Below are 23554 nucleotides of genomic sequence, written 5' to 3' on the forward strand. Positions count from 1 at the left end.
AAAAAAAGAGAATGGGGCCGGGTTTTTAATTACGGCATACCCCACAGATTCGATAAAGATGGGAGAAACGATATGGACAAAATCAAAATAGTTCATGACACAACGGGAAATACCTTGACTGTTTGGCTAACCGACCCCTCAAAGGAACATATTTGCGAAGAAACGTCAGATGAAGTCATTATCATGAAAGACAAAAATGGGGATGTTATCGGCTTTGAACTTCTCCATTACAAGCCCGCGGATAAATTTCCCGGATTGAATGTCGAAACCATTATTCAACCCGGCCCGATTTCAATCCACCCCTGATTCCCCGCCATTGGATCAAAATGTTATCAGGTCTTAACGAGCCGTTGCCCAAATCAACGAATTGGACAAGATGCCGCCGCTTCCATGACTTAAATCGCGCCTTACAGTTCATCCCCGCTTCCATAAAATTAAATATTGACATGTGGTTATTTTACGCGGTATTTTAACCACTATGTATATCCAAAGGGGATTGGCCAAAATCCTCGGGTCCGGCAAAAAAAGTTTTCTTCTTCTTGGCCCCCGACAGACAGGCAAATCAACCCTTATCAGCCGGCTCAAACCCGATCTCACCGTCAATCTGGCCGACGAAACGACCTATCTGGAATTTGCCAGAAATCCATCCGAACTCAAAGAACGCCTTGCCGGAAGGCCCGTCCGAACTGTTTTTATCGATGAGATACAACGTCTGCCCAGTCTGCTGAATACATTGCAGGATATTCTGGATCATCAGGGGGCGTCTCTTCGGTTTTTTCTGACCGGATCGAGCGCCCGAAAATTGAAAAGGGGAGGGGCCAACCTTCTTCCCGGCAGAATCCACAGCTATCACCTGGGTCCTCTTGCCTCATCGGAGTTGGATTATTCTCTTAATCTGCTTCAATCTCTGGCAACCGGCACTCTTCCCGGCATTTATACGGAGAATTCAAGGCAGGAACAGATCAAAACACTTCGCACCTACGCCGCCACTTATTTAAAAGAGGAAATTCAGGCCGAGGCTCTGACAAGAAACTTGGAGGGTTTTTCGCGTTTTTTGTTTGTGGCGGCCCAGGGCGCAGGCCACTTTTTGGATCTAAACAGCCTTGCCTCGGAGGCCCATGTTCCCCGGCAATCCGCTGTTCGTTATTTTGAAATTTTGGAAGACACTTTGGTCGTTCAACGTTGCCTCCCTTTTTCGTCCAATAGAAAAAAAAGATTGGTCAAACATCCCAAATTTTATTTTTTTGACACGGGGGTGTTGAATGCCTTGCTGGGAAGTTTTGAGGTTTCGGAGGATCGCAAGGGCCTTCTTTTTGAGCATCTGTTTTTTAATCAACTTGTGGCCGGCGCCGCCGGCCAGGACGCAGATATCGGGATTTACACCTACAGAACAGAGCATGGGGCCGAGGTTGATTTTATTGTGGAAAACGGCAGGAAAATCTGGGCGCTTGAAGTCAAGGCCTCCAAAAATGTCGGCCGAAACGATTTGACAGGACTTAAAAACTTCTCCCTTTTTTTAAAAAAGCCCTGCCGTTGTATGGTGGCATACTGGGGAGATGTGGTCAGGGTTGTGGATGGAGTCACCATCATGCCGTGGCAACAGGTTTTAAAAGAGATGGGATTGTAGTGTTCCGTTGTTCCGTATAAGGACATTTCTCTAGGCAGATTGCCCGTTAATGACTCACCGCATATAGACTTTCCTGCAAAAAACATATTCCTTAGCCTCCCTCGCCCCTTTAGGGGAGAGGCCAGGAGAGGGGTTCAACTCTTCTGACAAGGCGCATCATTTAATAATCACAGATAGAAATTAATAACCCGCAACTTTTCTGAATTTTTGCCGAAAACTATAATAGATATGTCTCTTGGCGCGCGCTTAATTCCCTTCCTGCTTATCATCTCAACTTCGCTGGGGTTTATCCATTGCGGCGGAGGCGGGGGTGGTTCCGGAGACTCTGTTCCGGACGTTACCATCGGCGACGGGGGGGATTTCGATCCGACCGGAGACGAGGACCCCATCGATTCTGGTGATGAAATCTGCGAAAACACCGACACCGTTTCCATCAGCCCCAGTTTAATCGATTTTGGCCTCGACGAGGTCAATCGCCTGGAACTGCAGGCGATTACGGTGAATGCCTGCCTTACCTTTTCGGCGGAAATCGATGACTTATCCGATCCCGAATTTGTCCTCTGCGACGAGGAGGGAAACGAACTTTCGGGGCGCGCCTCAAATCAGGAAGAGGTTGTCTATGTCTGTTACAAGCGCTCTTCCGTCGGCACGCACAAAGGTCAGGTCAATGTGGTTGTGGATGGAGGGTCAGCCACCTATGCCTCGGTTATCTCGCTTACCGGAAAGACGATCGACGCCATTTTTCAGGTTGCACAACCGGAAGAGGGCCAGCTTGTCTGGGAGGGAGTAAGTGACTACAACAGTACCGAAAATGTTTTTGTCCTCACGGCCCTTTTTTCCGTCAATCCCAGTGAAGATCTCCAGTCCATCCTCACCTCCGACTCCGACGAAGTAACCATCTCCGCGGGCGGCGAGACTCAAACGGTAAGCGCCGCCAGCGGACAGGCCGAGATTCACATTCCCGGCACGCCGGCTATTTACCCGGTCATTTTTTCAATAAATACAACCGAAGGGGAACTCGCTACCACCGTTAACGTGGTCCGCTTTACCCGCCCCGACGGTTCCATTGTGGTGCGGGACAATTCCGGGGAAATTATCAGCGCCATGACCCGCTCCGATGGCCTGACGGCGAACGCCACCGAGACGGACAATTCCGCATTGACCGCGGGCATTGAGGTGGACAATCTGGATGTCTCCGGCCCCTCGGTTATTGACACAACCGGCGCCATCATCAGCAAACATCCCGTTGAGATTGAATTGACCCTCACCAAGCCGGACGGGTCGGTTGAAAAATACTCAAAAAGCGATGGCTGGGTCGATGACTCCGATGAATCCGAACCGGTGGAATTTTATGTCAACTACGACTTTGGCGAAGAGGAGGGGGAAAACGGGCTCTGCCCCGACGGTTTTTCGGACCCTTCCTTTACCTATTGCATTCCGCTCCCCTCGACGGCGGAGCTGGACCACGGTACCAGCACCCTTACCGCTACCCTGTGCAACGAATTTACCGATTATGAGTCGGGCTGTGTGACGGCAACCACCACGATTATCGTGGACGGTGACCTTCCCGTCATCACCATCACCGAACCGGATGACAACGAGGTGTATGGTGAAAAGGCCAAACCGACCCTCACCGGGACGATTGAAAATTTCCAGTGGGAAGAAGATGTCACCGACGAAGACGGCAAAGTTACCGGCACCAACTGTCTGGCAAAACTCTGGGTGAATGCCTCCCTTGACAAGCTCAACAGCGACGGAACCGAAAACGCCATTTCCCTTTGCGATTATCTGACGGTTGTTTCCGGCGAGGACGGTGGTTCGGCCAACGGCAATAAAGGCAACACCCGGAAGGCCACCTTCAGCGTCCCGCTGAAAAACGACTGGGACGGGAGCGGATATCACAACCTCACCCTCTACACAAACCTCCTGATGATTCGCGCCCAGGATGCCAACGGCCATGCCGCCTTCGCGGTCAAAAGCTTCCAACGGGGTGACTACGGTAAATCGCATCTGACGGGGCTCTCCGTCGGCAACGGCAAGGCGTTATCTCTGACGGGCGATCTGACCACGGAACAGTTGGGGACCGTTTCCACCCTTGACGGTTCCACCGAACGGGCGCCGCTGATGCTGGATATTTCGGAGGGGACGCTGAATGATTCCAAGATCCTGGAGGTCGTTAAAAAATACCTTAATGATAATCTTCGCTTTGACGATCTGGCCATGGGGGGAGGATTAATAGAAGACGAAGACGGAAACGTAGAACCGATTGGAACAGGAACCATCGCGACGGCGAACATGGAGGAAATCGAGGAAATGCTCCATGGAACGGCACCGGAACAGGTTCGCGCCCTGCAGGATTATCAGCGGCTGAACGGCAAGGGAACCTATTTTTCCCAGGAGATGTCGCAGGATGCCTGCGGTTATCCCATCACCACGGCGATGGTGACGCCGAATGTGTATCAGTATTTATTCCCCTGGCACAGCGAGGACGACTGGATGTGGGATTCGGAATACACCCTGAGAGAATGGCCGGGTGCCTGTGGAGAGAACAAAGATTGCAACACCTTTGAACAGGGGACTTGGGACATATCCATCGATCTTAAAGACAACGGGTATGTCGATGTGGTGCTCTCCCTTGAAGGGAAGACCGATGAAACGGGACGAAAACTCCCGGCCGTTTGGGGGCATTTCACTGCCTATAACCTGGTCGAAGAAGGAACAACCGGGGCGTATCCGCTCATATCGTGGCTCACCGGAGGCCTTGCCGATCCGGTAATTCCGCTCCTTCTTAACTTGAGCCGCCTGGAGATTCGTCTCAAGGATGTCCTCCGCGTTTACAAGGTTCAAAAGAATGACGATGGTTCGATTAAGGATGATTGTCGTGATCCGGAAACCAATGAGCAGATTCCGTGCGCGTGTTCCAGCGGTAACTGTACGAACATGCTCTACATCGACCAAGACGCTTTACAGAAAAAGAAGACCGCCCTTCTGTTTGAACCCTACGAAGGGTGCTACGACTATTTTCAAGAAAAATATCCCGGTTACAATACCCCCTATGGATGCACCCCCTCCAAAGACCAGTATTTCCCTTTCCTCATCGATACCACCTCCGATCAGGGATACCTCTTGTGGCTGGTCCCTGGCCAGGAGGGGAATGATACCGCTCTTTTGACCCTGATGCGCGATGTTTTTGATCACACATTTAAGAATATTTTGTCCTGTCTGGGAACCCAGTTGGTTAATCCCCTGTTTGATCCGCAGGCATTCCCTTATCCCAAATGGGTCCCCGAGGATTCACGCATAACCGACATGACCATGGCATTGGACGACACCGGCGATGGGGTTGAATTTGTGCTGGAAGAAGACGCCAAGAATCCCGTCTTTACCTTCACCCCCAATATCAAAGAGGCCGATATTCTCGTTCAGGACGGTTCGTTGCAGTTGAAACTCCCCCTCTCCATGGGGGCCAGCGGGGTTTCCGCCTCGCTTATTCGCCGTTCCCCGTTTGCCTCATCTTCCACTTCCACCGACGCCGACGACACCATCCGCGGAAACGGATATATGTACCGCGATTTTGACGTGAACGCCGAAGCGTCATGTCATTCCGATGCCGGATACCAGTATCCACCGAATTGCGTGGAGGAAAAACCTTACCTGGGGATGTCGGTCGCCATCGAGGAATTCCTGAACTCTGCGACGCATCTCCTCTGGAAAAAAGGGCCGCTGGTTGTGCTGGATCTCATGGATGAAGACCTGGCGGACGATCTCGATCTGGAAAGCAACTGGTCGGTCGGGATCGACAAGGTGATCCTCGGCCGGCTCGGCATCTGTGAAAGGATCGACATCCTTTCGGCCGATCTCCCCCCCTCCACGCTCTTTGCGGACATCGAATACCTGTTTTCCAGCGATGCCATCCATCTGGATATTTCACTCAACAAGGATTATCCGCCGACGCTGGCCCTTCTCCCCTACAATGGCGATTCCGATGCGGCGCTGGTCCAGCTCGGTTTGAGCAATGTGCAGGTGGACGTGAAAAACCTCGACAAGGCGGGGGATACCCCCGATTGCGAGGGAAAAGAAGATACCTATTGCATCGGTTCCTCCGTGGTCAAACTGCGGCTGGATCTCCTGCTTAAGCTGATTGTCAAATACGACAGAACGAGCCGGGAGATGGAAATCTATCTCCTGCCCCTGGAAGAAACCCCTCTTTTCATCAGCCTGGCGGATCGCGGCCTGTCGTACAACGACAACGATGTGACAAATTCCCTGCGGAAGACGATTCTCCCGCAAGTCTGGGGAAATTTTGCCCCTTCCGATCCGTCCGCCGGTGCAACCACTCCCAGCATCAGGATAACCCTCCCGGATAGCGCTGTCGGTCTTGGCGCCTCGAAGACGGTCACCACCGATGAGGAAATCGCCGAGGCGGAGGGGTATGACGGCCTCCTCATCGAAAATCATATCGCCTCGAGATCTTGGGGGGATCACTGTCGGCCCAATTCATATCAGTCCGTCAAGCAGGTTGCAGATGACCAACGGGAGAAGCGGGGATACGGGGCTTTCTCTTAAGCCAAGGGCCCTCGAGGTGAGCCCGCTTGGCGATTGGGACGACCCCTGCCGGTTTGCTTCGATGGGTGACAATGAAATCAAGGACATGCTCTGCGACTACGGCATTCAAGACATTTCGTTTGGCGGCAACTATCCGGACATCGAGCTGGATGTCGAAAACGGCTATATCCACTTTTCGACCAAACTCCTTCTTGAGATTTACCCATGGCTGGAGGAGGAGGTGACACCATAATGCAAAATTCCAAATTCCAAATTCCAGATTCCAAACGGATTTTCCTGTTGCCTCTCATTTTGCTCATTACCGCCTGCAGTTCCCTTGTGGGGAGCGAATCGACCAACAGCGTCGGGGATTTCGAGTTGAGTCCGGAAAACGACGTTATCACATTCAATTCCGCCGATGGAGGGGCCGTTTACCGCTCCCTTTCACTGTCGAACACCTCGTCCGACACCATTACCCTCACCGATATTGTTTTTTATAACAACCTCTGCGACGATTTTTCGCTCTACAGCATCACCGACGCCGACGGGAATTATTTGTCGGGCGCCGATTTTTCGGACCTCGCCGTCGTCTCCGGCGATGCGATAAAAATCAATGTGCGCTATCTCCCCAGTTTTTGCTCCGAGAGCGGTTACCAAACCACGCTCTATGTCTACTATCAGATCGGCTCCAGCACCTACCGGACCAGCGTGATCCTTGAGCCCTTAGGCTCGGCGGTGGCCCCCTTTGCCTGCGACGAAATCACCGACCACAGCTCCGAGTACGACGAGGCGACGGTCAATGCCCGACCCGATGACGGTAGCTATTTTCTCCGTGTCGACAGGATGCGGGGTTATATGTATGTCCCCGCCAGCGGGGGGATTGTCGCCCCCAGCGATCTGGCGCTGGGCACCGATGTGAACGGCCTCTTGTCCGAGGATTTTGTCACCCCCTTTCTCGAGGCGGAAATTTCGGGCGGCGATACAATCAGCTTGAGCGAATTTAAGGATGGCGCTGATTTCTGCCTCCCGTCGCCCGAGGGGAATTCCTTCTTCTCGGATACCTACAGCCTTCTGACGTCGCCGGGACAGGGCGGGACCATCGATGAAGACGGGAATATCCTCCTGGAAGACGTGGATGTCATGTTGCGGGCGCAGGGGATTCCCGATGATGTGACGGTGATCATCGCCGATGGCGACGGGGTCTTTCAGATAAGCATTGCCGCCGATCTGACCACCGGCTGGCTTCCCACGGGAATGCCGGAGACGGTGAGCGATGTCTTGTTTGACGGGCTTGAGGAGGCAAGCGGGCAGACCGATGACGACGGCGACTCGCTTCTCCCCATCGAGGAATGGGGGGGTGAGTATTATCTGCAAGGGTCCCTTCCCGAAAACGGGCGGATGACGCTTGTGGGGGTTGGGACATTCACGAATGCCGATTCCACCTTCATCGGCGCCTCTTCCGCGCAGACCTTCCTCATCGACAACGAGGCCTATCTTTTCTTCGTGCTGGATGTGACTTTTATGGAAGAGGGAACGGCGGAGTAAAGGATTATGAAGAACGATTTGGGAAAAATATTTTCGATTGTTTTCCTTCCGGCCTGCATCGCCGTGTTGAGTCAATGCGGCGGCGGCGGGGGCGGGGGGCCGGACGACTCGGTGGACCCGATTGTCACCCCCGACCCGAACAGCGATCTGGCCTCCCAGGCGGTCAACACGTTTGACGATAGCGGCATCGACATCACTCTGAAAAGCGAAGATGGAAATGGGTATCACGATTTTGAGGAAACGGAACAGTACAAAAAGGAAACCACCACGCTGACCCTCACCAACGGGACATCGGAGGACACCACCTTTTTTATCAGTTTTTATGGTTCCGGGGGGGGATTCCGGTTTGTCGAGGAAATCGAGGGGGAAGAGACCGTCTTTGCCTCCGTTTCGGACCTTGTCCTGGCGGCGGGAACGTCCAAAGATTATACCCTCCAGTTTGACGCGAGCCTGATGGGAACCCGCTCCGGCTACATCGAGGTCACTGTGTCGGGACTTTCCGGCTATATCCATTTCCCCTTCCAGGGCGCGGTGACGGGGCCGGCGGATTTCAAGGTCATCTTGGCCTCGTACATGTGTTCCGACGATGACGCCCCCGATCTTTCCACACTCGATTTCATGAGGGTCCCTTCGGGGCGGGCGGCCACGCAGAGCCTCAAGATCTGCAACACGGGCGGCGACCGGCTTAATATCAACACAGTTCAGTTTGAGGCGAGCGCCAGCGGCGCCGAGTCGTCTGCGATGGAAGTAGATGATGAAGTAGATGATATCGATCTCGACGGCTTTGAAGATTTAATCACCGACACCCTCAACCCCGACTATTTTAAGTACTATCCCCCCCCGTGGGACGAAGAGTTCCTGGAACCCAAACTTGAGGATTATACCGGCGCCCTTCCAGACGGCCCATCCGCCTTCTCGGTGACCGAAAACTCAACCGGCCGCTCGCCGGACGGAATGGCGATTGAATCGGGGGGGTATGTCCGCCTCGATGTTGTCTTTGAACCGACCCTGATGATCGAGGCCCCTGAGGGGAGCCTTTACAATCCCATTTCCTATGCCGCCAAAATGACAATCAATACCTCTCTGGGCGAGGTGGATGTGGATGCCGTGGGGGCCACCGGCGGGAAGGAGCCGGTTCTCGAAGTGACCTATACCACCGATCCCGCGGATCCTTGTCTGGACGACGATGAGACCTCCTGCAGTATGGAGCTCGACCTCGATTCGTTTGATTCTGCGATCAATTTTGGGACCGTCTCCGTTTTTAGCGACTGGATTCCGGAGGATTCTCAGGCGGTCATCCTGAAACTCCATAATGACGGGAGCGGCCTGACCTATCACTCGAATTTAAAAATCTGGGCCGATCCCATCACCGCCGGCTATTTTACCTTTGTCAAAAAAGAGGATCTGGTCCGGGAGGATCTGTGGAGGAGTTCGGAGGAGGTAAGTTTTCCTCTCGATGTTGCCGTCGGCCAGTCGGTGTTCCTGGAAATCCATTATTCCCCCACCCCTCCCGCGTGTGACGAGGCCACGGAAGAATCGTGCCCCTGGGACTTCTACGACATGGGCTGGCTGGTTTTAAAACATACGGGGGCCAACGGACCGGAAAACGGCGTGGTCCTTGTGGGCCAGCAGGAGCTTTCGAACGCGGTGCTTGTCTATCAGGACGACACCAAACTCAAAAGCGACAATGCCATTACCCCCTATTCGGATTCCAACCGGAAGAACCTCTGCAATTTTCTGATCGATGAAAACACCGATGCGGATGGAGACGGTGCGGTGGACGGCAATACGACAAAGAAATTCACCATCGAAAACAACTCAACGAATTATACCCTGACGAGCACCATCACGGCCGGGAGCTTGTACAATGCCGAAGATGAGAGTGTCGTCGGCAGTTTTACGGTGGATAACAGCAGTGTTCCAACATCATTCGGTGCGCCGTCTGAATTTACCGCGACCTTTTTCGTGGATGACACGGTGGCGGCAGGAACCGAAATTCACGGGCTTTTGACAATTGTCAACAGTTACGGAACCGCCGATTTGGACAGCGATCATCCCGCCGATTACTCGATTTATTTCAAGGGCGTTGCCGCAACCACCGGCGAATGCACGGGGTCCGGAACGCCGGTGGATGGCTCTGCGGTGCTTCTTATCGACCGCATTACCATGATTCTCGACGGCCTGGAGACGGCCCGGAACCCCCCTTCGTTCAAGCTCCATATCCCGGCCAAGGTGTACAAAGACCATGGGGCAATCATGTTGGGGGCCGTGGAGTACGATCCGATCAATACCGACCCCAATTCGGTAAAAGTCTTCAAGCCGTACAACCATCAGATGGCCAATGTGAACGGCTGTTTCCCCCTCCCCACCAACCCGTACCGCCAGGAGGCCAAGGAGGGGAGCTGGGACGATCCCGATACGCAATGTCCGTTTGACAACGGCACGATCGCATTTACCGGCGCCGAGGCCTGCATCCCGGCGAACAAGCCGGAGGTCTATACCGACGGGACCAACACCTATTATGTCTTCTACCATGAATTTGTGAAGTTCGAGCCCGGCAACTGCAATAATGTCGAAATGGAGGGGAAAATCGCCACCTTTTATTTAAAAGAAGGGCAAACAGTCAAAGAGGTGTTTGACGCCATGGAATCGGAAGTGGGCATCGACAAGTCGGCCGCCGAATATCAGGATTTCCTGAAAACCTTCCAGTTTGATTCTTACATCACCTTTAACACGGCCTACTCCAGCGGCGCCTGCAATCATGCGGCGGGAGAGACAATCAGCGGGACAACCGATGCCGAGGCGATCCGCGACTGCTGGGATGCGTTTGTGGGAGATGAAAATCTGTGGCGTTCGAAGGGGCTGATTGAAGAGTGCACCTATTTCCTTTTTAGCGTCGATGCGGGATGCGTCCCTTCGGATGTCGATTGGAAAGACGATGTCGACCCGGAGGATCTGTGCGACGACGTGAGCATCACCATCAACCGCCCCGACACGTGGACCGGATTTGGGGAGTATGAACCGCATGTCGATTTGGATACGGGAGAAGAATCGGAGACCCGCTGGGATTTTAACGTCCGCAACGTTCATCTCGTAGGCTCCTTTATCGTGAATAGCCTCGGCCCCTTCTTTGACAACACCGCCAAGCTTCTTTTCGCCGATCTTTACGCCACGATGACGACAAAGGCGATCGGTGCGGAAGATCCGTGGGACGACCTGATCGCCGTGAACAACCGGTCCGATTTTGACAAGGAAGATATTTATCTGGACATAGGCGACAGCACCACGGAGTTCAACTGGACCGCCGATGGAATCAACTCCGAATTCACCACCGGCACGGGCGCCGAGGATGACAGAGACTGTTATGACGAAAGCGGCAAACCGCTGACCTTAACCTCGTGCCGGGGCAATTTTGTGATTCGCGAAGACGGGAACACCATTATGCCCGCCGGAGAGCCGGTGAATCTGGAGAACTTAAACCAGCTTTTAATCGTCGGCTTGAGCTCGTTTCACGGGAAAAAAGGCCTGTCGCCCAGTTTTGCCCAGGAAGGCTCGGATGGAAAGGGAAAGCCGCTCGTGTTTACCCTCCACGGATGCCTGAAGGGACTGGAAGAGGGGGAAGAACTCTCGGAAGATGCCGGTTGCCAGGATGAGCACTGGGATGATGAAGATGTGGTCGCGCAGTATTGTAGCGACAATTACGGGATCTTGTCGGACGAGGAATGCGCCATCAGCCGTTCCACGGATTGGGATGGCACGGGGGATACCCCGCGTCACTGGATCAACTATACCATTTTTGACCAGGACCGGAACCGGCTTACCGATTATTTCGATTATCCAAACAACTACTTTCTGACCGAGGATTTGATCATCAAAGCCTGCGGGGCCGGGATGTAAGCCTTCAAAGTTTACGCGGTGCGGCTTGACGGGGTCCTCCCAATAAAGTAACCCCTCCTTCATCCTCCCCTTAATTTAAGGTTACTCCCTCAAAAACGCTGCTTAGGCATCTCCCTGATTTTTTTTCTTGTTTTTTCTTTTTTTTTCATTATAATTGATGATATGGAAAGAACATCCACGTTATCGACCATTATCAGCGCCGAGGTGAAAAAGGCGGCCATCCAGCTGTGCAAAAAGCGCGGTTTCAAATTGCGTTACCTGATCGAACAGGCCCTGGTGGAACAATTGGAAGATGAAATTGATCTTGAGGCTTACTATAGTCGGCGAAACGAAGAGACCATTCCCTTGGAGCAGATTCTTGCGGGCCGTAAAAGAAGCCACTGAACAATGCCCAATTATCGAGTTGAATTTACCAAGAGCGCGAAAAAGGAATTCGACAGGCTCCCCGCCAAAGTGCAAGACAAAGTGTTGGAAGCGGTTACCTTGCTTTCGACAAATCCATATTCGGAACTTCTAAAAGTAAAAAAATTAAAAGGCGCCGATCAATTATACCGCTTGCGAATTGGGGATTATCGCGTTGTCTATGAGGTCCGAAATGATGTGTTGCTGATTGTTATCATTAAAATCGGAGATCGAAAAGAGGTCTATCGTAATCTCTGATTTTTCCCCATTGGCAATTCCCGCAAAAAGACATAGGGTCAGGTCCTGACAGCGGACCACATTGTAAAGTCATCATGAAAGAACCCCAGTTCCCCGGTTACTCCCTCAAAAACGCCGCATAATCCGTTCAAAATATTTTTCCCTCGTGCAAAAGGGTTAAGAACTCAAGCGCAGGCAGGACATCGAAGCCGTTAAAATGGAATGATTCTTCCCCCAAATACACCCCAACCATTTTTTTGACGGAAATCCTGCCGGTCTCCTTAAGGGACCGGATCGGTTTTTCCCATTTACGATCCCACTTTTTGGAGCCCTTTACCTCCAGACAAATGACCTCCGGTTTTTGGGACATTGTCCTTTTCCGGGTTTCAATGACAAAATCGATTTCGATGCCGCCCACCCGGTAATAATAAAAGGGGCGATTTTTTCCCCGCACATGATTATGCACCCGCATCTCATGAAAAATCATGGTTTCAAGGGCATAACCCAACCAACCGGGTTCCAGCGGATCATAAAGAAGATTCGCCGCCCCCCGCGCTACACCGGCATCAAACCAGTAGAACTTCCGGTGCGCCTGTTCGCGCACCTTCGCCCCCGGACGGTAGGGTTTGAGAAAATAGCCCAGTAACGTATCCTCGAGAATCGAAAAATAGACATCGACCGTGCTCCGCGGAATGTGGGCATCACGGGCAATATTCTCCGAATTGATCTGCTGGCCGTTCATCAAACCGGCAATTTCCAGAAAGCGGACGAAAGGTTCCACCTTGCGCACCAGTCCTTCCTCTTTGATTTCCTCCTTGAGGTAGGTGTGAACATAGGCGGTCAGGGTATCGGGTGCATCGTGGGGATGAAGGACGACAAGCGGCAACAGCCCCCACTCGAGGACCTGTCTAAGAGGAAATTTATTGCCCAGTTCCCCATAGGAAAAAGGGGCCATCTCGCGCGTGATGGCGCGGCCGGCCAGCAGGTTGACCCCTCCCCGGCGCAATTTTCGCGCTGACGAACCACTTAAGGCGAATTTCCACCTTTTCGATTCCATCAGACGATGAACTTCGTTCAACAGATCGGGAATCTTCTGTACCTCGTCGACGCAAACCCAGGTATCGGCCGGTTTGTCGCCGACTTTTGCCTCCAAAAGGGATGGAGCGCGGCTCAATTCCAAGTACAGTCGCGTATCCAGGAGATTAAAATAAACCGCCCGGTGCAATTCTTTTTTCAGCCAGGTGCTTTTGCCGACTCCCCGGGGGCCAAAGAGAAAAAAAGATCTTTTGGGACAGACCAGGAGGCGGGATACGGTTTCCATGATAAATGCATTTTGAACAGTATCTTGTATAAATACAATACAAATTTACAAGATATGATGAAATTTACTCCTTACTCATTTTTCAACGTTTCTTGGTTGGCATTCCTCCAAAAATTTTCTATATCCAATGCCATGAGAAGGGGTCTATTTTTCCTGCTGATTCTCTGTCTTTTTCCTTTTACCTCTACGGCCTCCGACTGGATGCGCTTGGAGCCGGGCCTTTCCTACCAAAAAATCGCCGTCGACAAGAAACATTCCGAGTCGGTGCCGTATCTGATCCATGTCTTTAAAATCGATCCCCGGCGCTACGATTTCAGGCCCGTGTTGGCGGCCCCCGAAAGATACGAGCCCATCAGGCGACTGGCCGAAAGTGAGGGCGCCATCATCGCCGTGAACGCCAACTTCTTCGATCCATCCGGGAAACCGCTGGGACTCATCATCAAAAGCGGCAAGGAGATAAATCCCTTCAAGAAAATTTCGTGGTGGGGGGTTTTTTACATCGAAAAGGGAAGGCCCCACATTGTTCATAGTGCCGATTGGAAAAATACCAGTGGCATCACCACCGCCGTCCAAGCCGGCCCCCGTCTGGTCGTCAACGGAAAGGTCCCGCGGCTTAAAGCCAGGAAAAGCCAGAAAACAGCCGTTGGAATTAATCAAAAAGGAGAAGTGATTCTTCTGACGACCCTTTTCCCGTTTGAAGTGGGCGAACTGGCGAAACTGATGGCCCGGTCCGAAGCGAAAGGGGGCTTGGGGTGTGTGGCGGCGCTCAACTTCGATGGTGGAAGTTCCAGCCAGATGTATGCGCGGATTGGATCGTTTGAGTTAAGACTGCCAAGCTATATCGGCGTGCCGGTGGGGCTGGGGGTCTTTAGGAAATAATTCAAAATTTAAAATGCAAAATTAAAAATGCAGGTACCTTACTTTTGAATTTTTCATTTTGAATTTTAAATTTTATTTGTTCATGGATTCCAAAAAATCCTTGTTGCTCTTTGTCCCCTGCATTTTATCAACCAAAAATTCCATCGTATCGAGAACGTTGAGTGGATGGAGGAGTTTGCGCAACACCCATACGCGATTCAGGACATCCTCGGGTTGCAGAAGCTCTTCTTTCCGCGTGCCGGAGGCGTTGACATCCATGCAGGGGAAAATCCGTTTTTCCATCAGCTTCCGGTCCAGATGGATCTCGGAATTGCCGGTTCCCTTGAATTCCTCGAAAATCACCTCATCCATCCGCGAACCGGTATCGATAAGCGCGGTGGCGACGATGGTAAGCGATCCCCCTTCCTCGATATTCCGCGCGGCGCCGAAAAAACGCTTCGGCTTGTGAAGGGCGTTGGAATCAACGCCGCCGGAGAGGATTTTTCCGGACGGCGGCACGACCGTATTGTAGGCCCGCGCGAGACGGGTGATGCTGTCCAAAAGAATCACCACATCCTTTTTGTGCTCCACCAGCCTTTTTGATTTTTCAATCACCATCTCCGCCACCTGCACATGGCGCGTGGCCGGTTCGTCGAACGTCGAGCTGATGACCTCCCCCTTCACCGAGCGCTCCATGTCGGTCACCTCTTCAGGGCGCTCGTCGATCAACAGGACAATGAGGACAACTTCGGGGTGATTGGCCGAAATGGCGTTGGCGATGTTCTGAAGCATCATTGTCTTCCCGGTGCGGGGAGGCGCGACAATCAGGCTTCGCTGTCCCTTCCCCACCGGCGTCAGCAGATCGAGAATCCGCGTGGTGTAGTTTTTCGGGTCGAATTCGAGGTTAAAGCGCTCGTTGGGATAGAGCGGCGTCAGGTTGTCGAAGAGGATCTTGTCGCGCGCCAGCTCCGCGTCTTCGAAATTCACCAGTTCGACCTTGAGAAGGGCAAAATAGCGCTCCCCCTCCTTGGGGGGGCGAATCTGCCCCGAAACGGTGTCGCCCGTTCTCAAGTTGAAGCGGCGGATCTGCGAAGGAGAAACATAAATATCGTCCGGCCCGGGAAGATAGCTGAAATCACCCGAACGCAAAAAGCCGAAGCCGTCGGGGAGCGTCTCCAAAACCCCTTCGCCGTAAATGGCTCCCTGCTGATCGGTCTGGGCTTTCAGAAGCGAGAAAATCAGCTCCTGCCGTTTCATGCCGGCCGCCCCATCAATGCCGAACTCGCGGGCCAGATGAATGAGATCGGCGATTTTCACCAGCTTTAAATCCTTGAGGTACATGACCCCCTCCTTAAAGAATCTGGAGAGAGGGGGATGTTCTTCGGGTACCGCCCCTGGCGCGGGGGATGTTGAAACAGCCGTTTCAGGATTTCCGTTTCCTGCCCCCGTTTCGGGGGCCGGTTGAGGACGCGGGCCGTCGGTTCGGCCGTAATCGGGCGGTGGAGGGCCGGAATCGGGGAGAGGCAACAAGTCGTCACGGCCGTTCATTTTATTGTTGTACGGTTTTTTGCCCATCGGGGATCGGCGACGCGGAGGAGGGGTATACTCTCTGACTATCCCGGTGCGGCCGCTCGATCTGGTATCGGATGTTGACATATCAAACGACAGGAGACGCTTCAGGGTTATCGCTTTTTGGGGAGTCTTTTACCGGTTTTGCTCGATTAGCTAATCGATGAGTATCTCACGTCGTTAATGTTGCTGAACTGAAGCTCTGATTGAATCCATTATTGCCTACTCATCCGGAGGCGTCAAGGTTTTTGTTTTTTGACAAAGGGCATTCAAATTGATAACGTCGCTAACTTCATGAAGAAACAGCAAAAAAAGGCTTGGGGGGGGCGGTTTGAGAGGGGGGAACACCCCCTGATGGAGGCCTTTAACTCCTCCCTCCCCTTCGACCGGAGGCTCTACGCCGAAGATATCGAGGGTTCGCGGGTCCATGCCCGGATGCTTCAAAAAATCGGCGTCCTGACCGCCGGGGAGCAAAAAAAAATCGACAGGGGCTTGATCGGGATAAGGGCCGAAATCGAGGCGGGAAAATTCAAATGGTCCCATGCCCTCGAGGATATTCACATGGCGGTTGAGTCGCGGCTCACCCAAAAGATCGGCCCTGTCGGCGGAAAATTGCATACGGCGCGGAGCCGGAACGATCAGGTGGCGCTCGATTTACGTCTCTATGCTCGGCGCCAGTTGACCGAACTGGCCGGGGCCGTTTCGGGTTTGCAAAAGGCGATCCTGAATATCGCCGAAGAAAAAGGGTTTGTGGTTCTCCCGGGGTATACCCATCTGCAGAGGGCTCAACCCATCTACTGGGCCCACCACTGGCTTGCCTATTTTGAGATGCTGGAGCGCGACAAGGGACGAATCGGGTCTGCGATGGCGCGTTTAAATGTCTGCCCGCTCGGCGCGGGGGCGTTGGCGGGGAGTACCTTTCCGGTCGACCGGGAGTTTGTCGCGAAGGAATTGGGCTTCGGCGAAGTCAGCCGGAACAGCCTCGATGCGGTGAGCGACCGGGATTTTGCGGCCGAAATTCTCTTTGCCCTTTCACTTCTGATGGCCCATCTCTCGCGGCTCTCGGAGGAGCTTGTTCTCTGGAGCAGTCGGGAGTTCGGCTTTATCTCCCTTCCGCAGGAGTTTTGCACCGGCTCCTCGATGATGCCGCAAAAAATGAACCCGGACGCCCCCGAGCTCATCCGGGGAAAAACGGGGAGGGTCTATGGCGATCTCGTTTCTCTTTTGACGGTGATCAAGGGTCTGCCGCTGGCCTACAACAAGGATTTGCAGGAGGACAAGGAGCCGCTCTTCGATGCCCTCGACACGGCATTTATCTCCCTTTTTGTGCTGACGGAGATGATCCCGAAAATCGGGGTCCACCCCGCGGCGATGAAAAAGGCGACAAGAGAGGGTTTTCTTTTGGCCACCGACCTTGCCGATTATCTGGCGACCAAAAAGGTGGAATTCCGCCGGGCGCATGAGATTGTCGGCAAAATGGTCCAATCATGCCTCGAAAGAGGCAAGACCCTTGAGGATTTGTCCTTGGCCGAGATGAAAAAATTTTCTCCCGCCTTCAATGCCGACGCAAAGGAATGGCTGGATGTGGAGGCGTCCGTCAACCGGCGGAAATCGATCGGCGGCACGGCGCGCGAGCGGGTGAAGGCGGAACTTGCGAGGGCAAAGAAACTGGTGGGGGAATGAAATACTTTACCTACATAGATAACGTTCTCCATTGCGAAAACCTTGCGGTCGGCGAAATCGCCCAAAAGTTCGGGACGCCGGTCTATATTTACAGCTATCGCGCGCTCAAAGAGACCTTCGAACATTTTGACGCGGCGTTTGGCGGTGCGGATCATCTCGTCTGTTACTCGATGAAGGCCAATTCATGCCGGGCCATTTTAAAGACGTTTATCAGGGCCGGAAGCGGGATCGATGTCGTCTCGGGGGGGGAGCTTGAACGGGCCCTTCAGGCCGGTTGCGATCCCAAAAAAATTGTCTTCTCGGGGGTCGGCAAAAGTTCCGTGGAAATTGAGGCGGCGCTTAAGGCGGGGATTCTGCAATTCAACGTGGAGTCCGAAGAAGAGCTGGCAAATATCAACCGTATCGCCCTGGGTTTAAACAAAAGAGCGCCGGTTGCCCTTCGTGTGAATCCGGATGTCGATCCCAAAACGCACGCCTATATTTCAACGGGGTTGAAAAAAAGCAAGTTCGGCGTCTGTCACGACAACGCCGTTGAAGTTTACGCCAAAGCGTCTGCGATGAGGGGGATCGAGATTGTCGGGATCGACTGCCATATCGGATCGCAGTTAATCGAGGTTGCCCCCTTTGTGGAGGCGGTGCGCAAGATCAAAGAATTGATCCGGCAAATCCGCGGGGCGGGGATTTCGCTGAAACATCTCGATATTGGCGGCGGCCTGGGGATAACGTACAAAGATGAAACACCGCCGACGGCGGAAGAATATGCATCGGCGATAAAAAAGGAGATACAGGACTTGAATCTCAAGCTGATTCTGGAGCCGGGACGTTTTTTGGTGGGCAATGCGGGGATCCTTGTCACCCGGGTGCTTTACAATAAGGAGCACGCGTCCAAAAAATTCGTGGTTGTCGATGCCGGGACCAACGACCTGATGCGTCCGGCGCTTTACGACGCCTATCACAAAATTGAGCCCCTCCATGTGGAGGCCAAAAGGGATAAAATACATGCCGACGTTGTCGGCCCCGTTTGCGAGACGGGCGATTTTTTCGCTGTGGAGCGGCCGCTTCAGACAATGCTCCCCGGCGAATATCTGGCGATTATGAGCGCCGGGGCCTATGGTTATTCGATGAGCTCCAACTATAATTCACGCCCACAGCCGGCGGAGGTGATGGTGAACGGGAAGGAGTTTTTTGTCATTAATGAGAGGGAGAGTCTGGAGGATATTGTCAGGGGAGAAAAGGTCCCTGATTTTTTAAAATGAAGCTTTATTTCACCAAAATGCAGGGGGCGGGGAACGATTTTGTCCTGCTGAATACGATCAGTCATCCTGTGGACAACCTTTCGCGGCTCGCCAAAAAACTTTGCGACCGCCATTTCGGCGTCGGGGCGGACCAACTGCTGGCGGCCGCCCCGTCCACAAAGGGCGATTTTCGGATGGATATCTACAACGCCGACGGCGGTAGGGTGGAAATGTGCGGGAACGGCATCCGCTGTTTTGTGAAATATCTGCGGGATCACGGGATCACCCCCAAGACGTCTCTGGCGGTGGAGACAATGGCGGGGATGATTTATCCGGAATTGATTGCCGGTCATCCGGGGACAACCGGAGAGACGGCGTGGGTGAAAGTAAATATGGGAAAGCCGGTTCTCGAAGGACGGAACGCGGATGGCTGGGTCATTTCCATGGGCAACCCCCATTGTGTCCTCTTTGTCGATGATGTCGATTCAGCCGACGTGGAGAAAATCGGGCCGCGGATTGAAAACGATCCCTTCTTTCCCAACCGGGCAAATGTGGAATTTGTTCAGGTGATGGACAAAAAAAATATCCGTCTGCGGGTCTGGGAGCGGGGGGCGGGGGAGACGCTCGCCTGCGGCACCGGCGCCTGTGCGGCTGTTGTGGCCTCGGTAGAGAACAACAAAACCGGCCGATCGGTGACGGTCCGTCTGCGGGGCGGCAATCTGGAAATCTTCTGGGATGAGGCAAGCGGAAACGTCTTTATGACCGGCCCCGCGACGACGGTGTTTGAGGGGGAGATGGAAATATGACTCATATTTTTTCCGGTTCGATGGTCGCGTTGGTGACGCCTTTCAAAAAAGACAAGGTGGACGAAGCGGCCCTGCGCAAACTGGTCGACTGGCAGGTGCAGTCGGGAACAAATGTCCTTGTCCCGTGCGGAACCACCGGCGAGTCGGCCACGCTTACTTTTGAAGAGCATATCCGAGTCATCAAGATTGTCGTCGAACAGGCAGGAAAAAAAGTGAAGATTTTGGCCGGCGCGGGGGCCAATGCGACGCACGAGGCCGTTGATCTGACAAAGGCCTCCGAAAAAGCGGGGGCTGATGGAACCCTGCAGGTGACCCCCTACTACAACAAGCCGACGCAGGAGGGGCTTTTCCGGCATTTCAAGGCGATTGCCGAGGCGTCGCCGCTTCCGGTGGTTCTCTACAATGTCCCGGGAAGGACGGCTTTGAACATGTTGCCCGAAACGATGGCCCGTCTGGCGGAAATTGAAAATATCGTCGGCATCAAGGAGGCGGCCGGAAATCTGGAGCAGGTGGAAAAACTGGTCAACCTCTGTCCGAAAAATTTTGCCGTGATCTCCGGGGAGGATGCGCTCAACCACGAAATCAAACTTAAAGGGGGGGTCGGTTCCATCTCGGTCACCGCCAACATTGTCCCCCGCGAGTCGGCGGAACAGTGGCGTATGTATTCGGAAGGGAAAGTGGAGGAGGGGAAGAAGGTTCACGAAAAGCTTATGCCTCTTCATCGGGCGATGTTTTTGGAGACGAATCCGATTCCCGTCAAGGCGGCGTTGAGCCTGATGGGGAAAATCGAAGAGGAATACCGATTGCCGTTGACGCCGATTTCTGAGGAGAATCGGGAGAAATTGCGTCGGGCGTTAAAGGAGTATGGATTGATATGATTCAACTCATTATCACCGGCTCTGCAGGGCGGATGGGCAAAACAATCATCGCGCAGGCAGTCGGGAAAAAAGAATTTCAAATTGTCGGGGCCACCGAACAGCCGACCTCGAAGGCCGTGGGCGAGGACGCCGGTCTTGTTGCCGGCGTCGGTGCGCTGGGTGTTTCCATTTCCGCCTCCCTGGAGGAGGTTTTTAAAAAAGGGAAGGACAAAAACCTCCCGGTTGTCATCGATTTTACGGAACCAAAGGCGACGCTTAAGCATGTGAGAATCGCGGCGGAACATGAATGTCCCATGGTCATCGGCACCACCGGCCTTTCGGACGATGATCGGTCGGTGATTCGCAACACCGCCCGAAAAATTCCGGTTGTTTTGTCCCCCAACATGAGCGTGGGGGTGAATACGCTCTTCAAACTGGTTGGCGATGCCGCGAAGATTCTCGGTTCCGGCTACGACCTTGAAATTCTGGAGGCGCATCATCGGGCAAAAAAAGATGCCCCCTCCGGCACGGCGGTCCGTATCGCCGAAATTCTGGCCGGGGCCACTGGCAGGCGCTATCCGCAGGATGTCAATTTTCACCGGCAGGGGGTTACAGGCCCCCGCGATCCGCGCGAGATCGGCATGCAGGTGATCCGCGGCGGCGACATCGTGGGGGAGCACACGGTTTATTATTGCGGCGCCGGTGAGAGGCTGGAGCTCCGACATATCGCAACCAGCCGGACAACCTTTGCCGACGGTGCCCTCAGGGCCGCAGGCTGGATTGTCGGCAAAAAATCGGGGCTTTACACGATGGCGGATGTCCTTGGTCTCTAACCGGATAACAATTCAGCCCCGGATGTCTGCTTTCGGTTTTTTCGGAACTCGCGGTCTATTTAATCGCCGCTCTATTTGATCGTTGGCCTCAAGAATGTTTCGATTGGCGATGTTCACTGTGGTGCGCTCAAACAGCCGACAAAACCTGAAAGACATCCACCCGAGGCTGAATTGTTATGTAAGGGGTGTAACGGGCGGGTTGTCTTTAGCGGGCATTTCGTGGTTTAATTGGAATCAGGATGGTTTTGAACAATTTCCTTGTTGTCCTTATTGCCCTCCTTTTTTTGACGCAGTGCGCCCACGTCCCTAAAAAAGAGACCGCCGGTGTGTTGAAAGGGGTCGATTCAAAAGGGAACAGCCTCTACTATTATGTCGTTTCTGAACTCCAGGGGCTCGAAGGGGAGGGAGAAAGGTCTCTTTTCTATCTGGACAAGGCCATTTCCCGGAATCCCGATTCTCCCTATCTGGTCACCGGCAAGGCCTATCAACTCGCACGGCAAAACAAGCTCGACGAGGCTCAAAAGATCGCCGAAGAGGCCTTGAAAACCCATCCGGACGACTTCGAACTCAATCTTCTCCTGGCAAAAATTTATTCCACGAAAAAAGAGCCTGACAGGGCGATTGCCGCCTATCAGAAAGTGGTCGCCCTCGACCCCAAAAACGAGGATGCGGCGACCCTTTTGGCGCGCGAGTACATGTCGGCCGATGAGGCGGCAAAAGGGGTGGCCGTTCTTAATCAGCTGATTCAGAACAATCCCGAGGCGCAGTCGGCCTGGTTCTATCTTGGGAGCATCCATGCCTCGGAAAAAAACTACGGAAGAGCGGTGGCGGCCTATCAAAAGCTCCTCGACGCCGAACCGGACAACCCCAAAATTCTCCAGATCATCTCCGAAATTTATCTCGCCCAGAAGGACTATCGAAAGGCGCTGGAGGTGTTGAACAGGCTTTTGGAGATGAATCCCGACGACACAACCGTTCAGGCGCGCATCGCCCTCCTTTATTATGAGTTGAAGGAGATCAACCGCGCCGTGGCGGAATTTGAGTCCATCCTGGCGGAAAACCCCGGCTCCGACCGGATTCTCTATTATCTCGGCCTCCTTTATCAGGAGAAAAAAGATTTCGAAAAGGCGCTCGACAAGTTCCGGAAGATCAAGCCGGAATCGAGCTTCTACGCCGATGCGGTCGTGAGGCAGGTGGTTCTCTTCAAAAACTCAAATCAGATGGACAAGGCCTTCGATCTAGCCAAAAAAGCGCTGGAAAAAGGAGGGAAACAGGCCGATTTTTATGATCTGCTCGCCTCTCTTTATATGCTCAACAAAAAATATCCCGAGGCGGTGGAGGTGCTCAAACGGGGGCTGGCGAATATTCCCAACAACGAAAATCTCCTCTTCTCGGCGGGCGTGGTTTTGGAAAAGATGGGTCAGTGGGAGGAAAGCATCGGTTACATGAAGGAAGTGCTCAAGGTCAATGCCGACAACGCCTCGGCGCTCAACTTTGTCGGCTACACCTACGCCGAGCGCGGGATGAATCTCGACGAGGCGCAGGGCTTGATCGAGCGGGCCCTCAAACTCAAACCGGACGACGGCTTCATCATGGACAGCCTCGGCTGGGTCTATTTTCAAAAGGGGGACTACGACCGGGCGCTGACCCTTTTGGAAAAGGCAAACCGGTTAAGCCCGGACGAGCCGTCCATCCTCGAGCATCTGGGCGAGGTTCATTTCAAAAAGCAAAACAAGCGCCTGGCGCGCAAGTTTTTTGAAAAGTCGCTCTTTGCGCTGAACAAAAAAGAGGAACGCGATTCGCGCGATGAAGAACAGATCCGGCGCATCCGGGAAAAAATCAAATCCCCCCCAACCCCCATTTTTTCCGCCAGAGGCGGATCCGCCTCCGGAGGACAAAGGGGGGGGACGACATTCCCCCCCCTTTTTCAAAGGGGGGCGAGGGGGGATTTTCTTTTTGGTTGTTCTGCTTCTTTCTCCCATCAGTACTTTTGCAGATCAACCTCTCCTTCGCGGACACGCCCTTGTCGAATGGTCTTCCGGGAAACGGATCTACCGTTTTGACCAGGTCATCGTGATTGCGAACGAGGGCTCGGCTGATTTCGAAACGATCGACGATTTCGGCAATACCCTCCTCCGG

General features: G+C 53.5%; 17 protein-coding genes. 15 read left to right on the forward strand and 2 right to left on the reverse strand.

Annotated features, from left to right (window positions below; genetic code table 11):
• The first annotated feature begins 72 nt into the window (after positions 1-72).
• The 8 genes from HYU99_07450 (at position 73) to HYU99_07485 (ending at position 12274) form a co-directional block, all read left to right on the forward strand.
• Positions 73-306, forward strand: coding sequence for a DUF2283 domain-containing protein (locus tag HYU99_07450; protein ID MBI2340180.1), 234 nt, complete (start codon positions 73-75; stop codon positions 304-306).
• Between the two features lie 172 nt (positions 307-478).
• Complete coding sequence (locus tag HYU99_07455) at positions 479-1627, forward strand: ATP-binding protein (GenBank protein ID MBI2340181.1); 1149 nt, start codon at positions 479-481, stop codon at positions 1625-1627.
• A gap of 228 nt (positions 1628-1855) precedes the next feature.
• Positions 1856-6193, forward strand: coding sequence for a hypothetical protein (locus HYU99_07460; protein MBI2340182.1), 4338 nt, complete (start codon positions 1856-1858; stop codon positions 6191-6193).
• A 61-nt stretch (positions 6194-6254) separates the two neighbouring features.
• Positions 6255-6425 carry a hypothetical protein gene (locus tag HYU99_07465; GenBank protein MBI2340183.1) on the forward strand — a complete coding sequence of 57 codons (171 nt, stop codon included), beginning with the start codon at positions 6255-6257 and terminating at the stop codon, positions 6423-6425.
• Positions 6425-7717, forward strand: coding sequence for a hypothetical protein (locus HYU99_07470; protein ID MBI2340184.1), 1293 nt, complete (start codon positions 6425-6427; stop codon positions 7715-7717). Before HYU99_07465 ends, HYU99_07470 begins: the two co-directional genes overlap by 1 nt.
• A gap of 6 nt (positions 7718-7723) precedes the next feature.
• On the forward strand, positions 7724-11614 hold the full coding sequence (locus HYU99_07475) for a hypothetical protein (protein MBI2340185.1): 3891 nt from the start codon (positions 7724-7726) through the stop codon (positions 11612-11614).
• A 162-nt stretch (positions 11615-11776) separates the two neighbouring features.
• The gene (locus HYU99_07480; GenBank protein MBI2340186.1) at positions 11777-11998 is read left to right on the forward strand and encodes a hypothetical protein; all 222 of its coding nucleotides are present in this window, start codon (positions 11777-11779) and stop codon (positions 11996-11998) included.
• A gap of 3 nt (positions 11999-12001) precedes the next feature.
• On the forward strand, positions 12002-12274 hold the full coding sequence (locus HYU99_07485; GenBank protein ID MBI2340187.1) for a type II toxin-antitoxin system RelE/ParE family toxin: 273 nt from the start codon (positions 12002-12004) through the stop codon (positions 12272-12274).
• A 127-nt stretch (positions 12275-12401) separates the two neighbouring features.
• Here the strand turns inward: HYU99_07485 and HYU99_07490 are convergent, their stop codons facing one another.
• Positions 12402-13574, reverse strand: a complete 1173-nt coding sequence (locus HYU99_07490) for an ATP-binding protein (GenBank protein MBI2340188.1) — start codon at positions 13572-13574, stop codon at positions 12402-12404.
• A 132-nt stretch (positions 13575-13706) separates the two neighbouring features.
• Between HYU99_07490 and HYU99_07495 the strand changes: the two genes are divergently transcribed.
• The gene (locus HYU99_07495; GenBank protein MBI2340189.1) at positions 13707-14453 is read left to right on the forward strand and encodes a phosphodiester glycosidase family protein; all 747 of its coding nucleotides are present in this window, start codon (positions 13707-13709) and stop codon (positions 14451-14453) included.
• A gap of 72 nt (positions 14454-14525) precedes the next feature.
• On the opposite strand, the gene rho is transcribed toward HYU99_07495, so the two are convergent.
• Positions 14526-15773 carry a transcription termination factor Rho gene (gene rho, locus HYU99_07500; GenBank protein MBI2340190.1) on the reverse strand — a complete coding sequence of 416 codons (1248 nt, stop codon included), beginning with the start codon at positions 15771-15773 and terminating at the stop codon, positions 14526-14528.
• Positions 15774-16295: 522 nt separating this feature from the next.
• Here rho and argH point away from each other — a divergent pair.
• The 6 genes from argH to HYU99_07530 all read left to right on the forward strand — a co-directional run bounded on the left by argH (position 16296) and on the right by HYU99_07530 (position 23478).
• Positions 16296-17684 (forward strand): argininosuccinate lyase, encoded by a 1389-nt coding sequence (gene argH, locus HYU99_07505; protein ID MBI2340191.1) that lies wholly within the window; start codon positions 16296-16298, stop codon positions 17682-17684.
• A complete protein-coding gene (gene lysA, locus HYU99_07510; protein ID MBI2340192.1) occupies positions 17681-18940 on the forward strand; it encodes a diaminopimelate decarboxylase in 1260 nt (419 codons plus the stop codon). Before argH ends, lysA begins: the two co-directional genes overlap by 4 nt.
• Entirely contained in the window at positions 18937-19725 is a 789-nt protein-coding gene (gene dapF, locus HYU99_07515) for a diaminopimelate epimerase (protein MBI2340193.1), read from the forward strand. The genes lysA and dapF overlap by 4 nt, the downstream gene beginning before the upstream one ends.
• A 5-nt stretch (positions 19726-19730) precedes the next feature.
• On the forward strand, positions 19731-20603 hold the full coding sequence (locus tag HYU99_07520) for a 4-hydroxy-tetrahydrodipicolinate synthase (GenBank protein ID MBI2340194.1): 873 nt from the start codon (positions 19731-19733) through the stop codon (positions 20601-20603).
• Entirely contained in the window at positions 20600-21415 is an 816-nt protein-coding gene (locus HYU99_07525; GenBank protein MBI2340195.1) for a 4-hydroxy-tetrahydrodipicolinate reductase, read from the forward strand. Before HYU99_07520 ends, HYU99_07525 begins: the two co-directional genes overlap by 4 nt.
• A gap of 245 nt (positions 21416-21660) precedes the next feature.
• A complete protein-coding gene (locus tag HYU99_07530) occupies positions 21661-23478 on the forward strand; it encodes a tetratricopeptide repeat protein (protein MBI2340196.1) in 1818 nt (605 codons plus the stop codon).
• The last annotated feature ends 76 nt before the right edge of the window (positions 23479-23554 follow it).

This window comes from Deltaproteobacteria bacterium (assembly GCA_016183175.1).
Classification (GTDB): domain Bacteria; phylum UBA10199; class UBA10199; order UBA10199; family SBBF01; genus JACPFC01.

Coding starts and splice junctions, on each gene's coding strand:
- HYU99_07450 (MBI2340180.1), top strand. CDS start 73: ATGGACAAAATCAAAATAGTTCATGACACAACGGGAAATACCTTGACT.
- HYU99_07455 (MBI2340181.1), top strand. CDS start 479: ATGTATATCCAAAGGGGATTGGCCAAAATCCTCGGGTCCGGCAAAAAA.
- HYU99_07460 (MBI2340182.1), top strand. CDS start 1,856: ATGTCTCTTGGCGCGCGCTTAATTCCCTTCCTGCTTATCATCTCAACT.
- HYU99_07465 (MBI2340183.1), top strand. CDS start 6,255: ATGGGTGACAATGAAATCAAGGACATGCTCTGCGACTACGGCATTCAA.
- HYU99_07470 (MBI2340184.1), top strand. CDS start 6,425: ATGCAAAATTCCAAATTCCAAATTCCAGATTCCAAACGGATTTTCCTG.
- HYU99_07475 (MBI2340185.1), top strand. CDS start 7,724: ATGAAGAACGATTTGGGAAAAATATTTTCGATTGTTTTCCTTCCGGCC.
- HYU99_07480 (MBI2340186.1), top strand. CDS start 11,777: ATGGAAAGAACATCCACGTTATCGACCATTATCAGCGCCGAGGTGAAA.
- HYU99_07485 (MBI2340187.1), top strand. CDS start 12,002: ATGCCCAATTATCGAGTTGAATTTACCAAGAGCGCGAAAAAGGAATTC.
- HYU99_07490 (MBI2340188.1), bottom strand. CDS start 13,574: ATGGAAACCGTATCCCGCCTCCTGGTCTGTCCCAAAAGATCTTTTTTT.
- HYU99_07495 (MBI2340189.1), top strand. CDS start 13,707: ATGAGAAGGGGTCTATTTTTCCTGCTGATTCTCTGTCTTTTTCCTTTT.
- rho (MBI2340190.1), bottom strand. CDS start 15,773: ATGTACCTCAAGGATTTAAAGCTGGTGAAAATCGCCGATCTCATTCAT.
- argH (MBI2340191.1), top strand. CDS start 16,296: ATGAAGAAACAGCAAAAAAAGGCTTGGGGGGGGCGGTTTGAGAGGGGG.
- lysA (MBI2340192.1), top strand. CDS start 17,681: ATGAAATACTTTACCTACATAGATAACGTTCTCCATTGCGAAAACCTT.
- dapF (MBI2340193.1), top strand. CDS start 18,937: ATGAAGCTTTATTTCACCAAAATGCAGGGGGCGGGGAACGATTTTGTC.
- HYU99_07525 (MBI2340195.1), top strand. CDS start 20,600: ATGATTCAACTCATTATCACCGGCTCTGCAGGGCGGATGGGCAAAACA.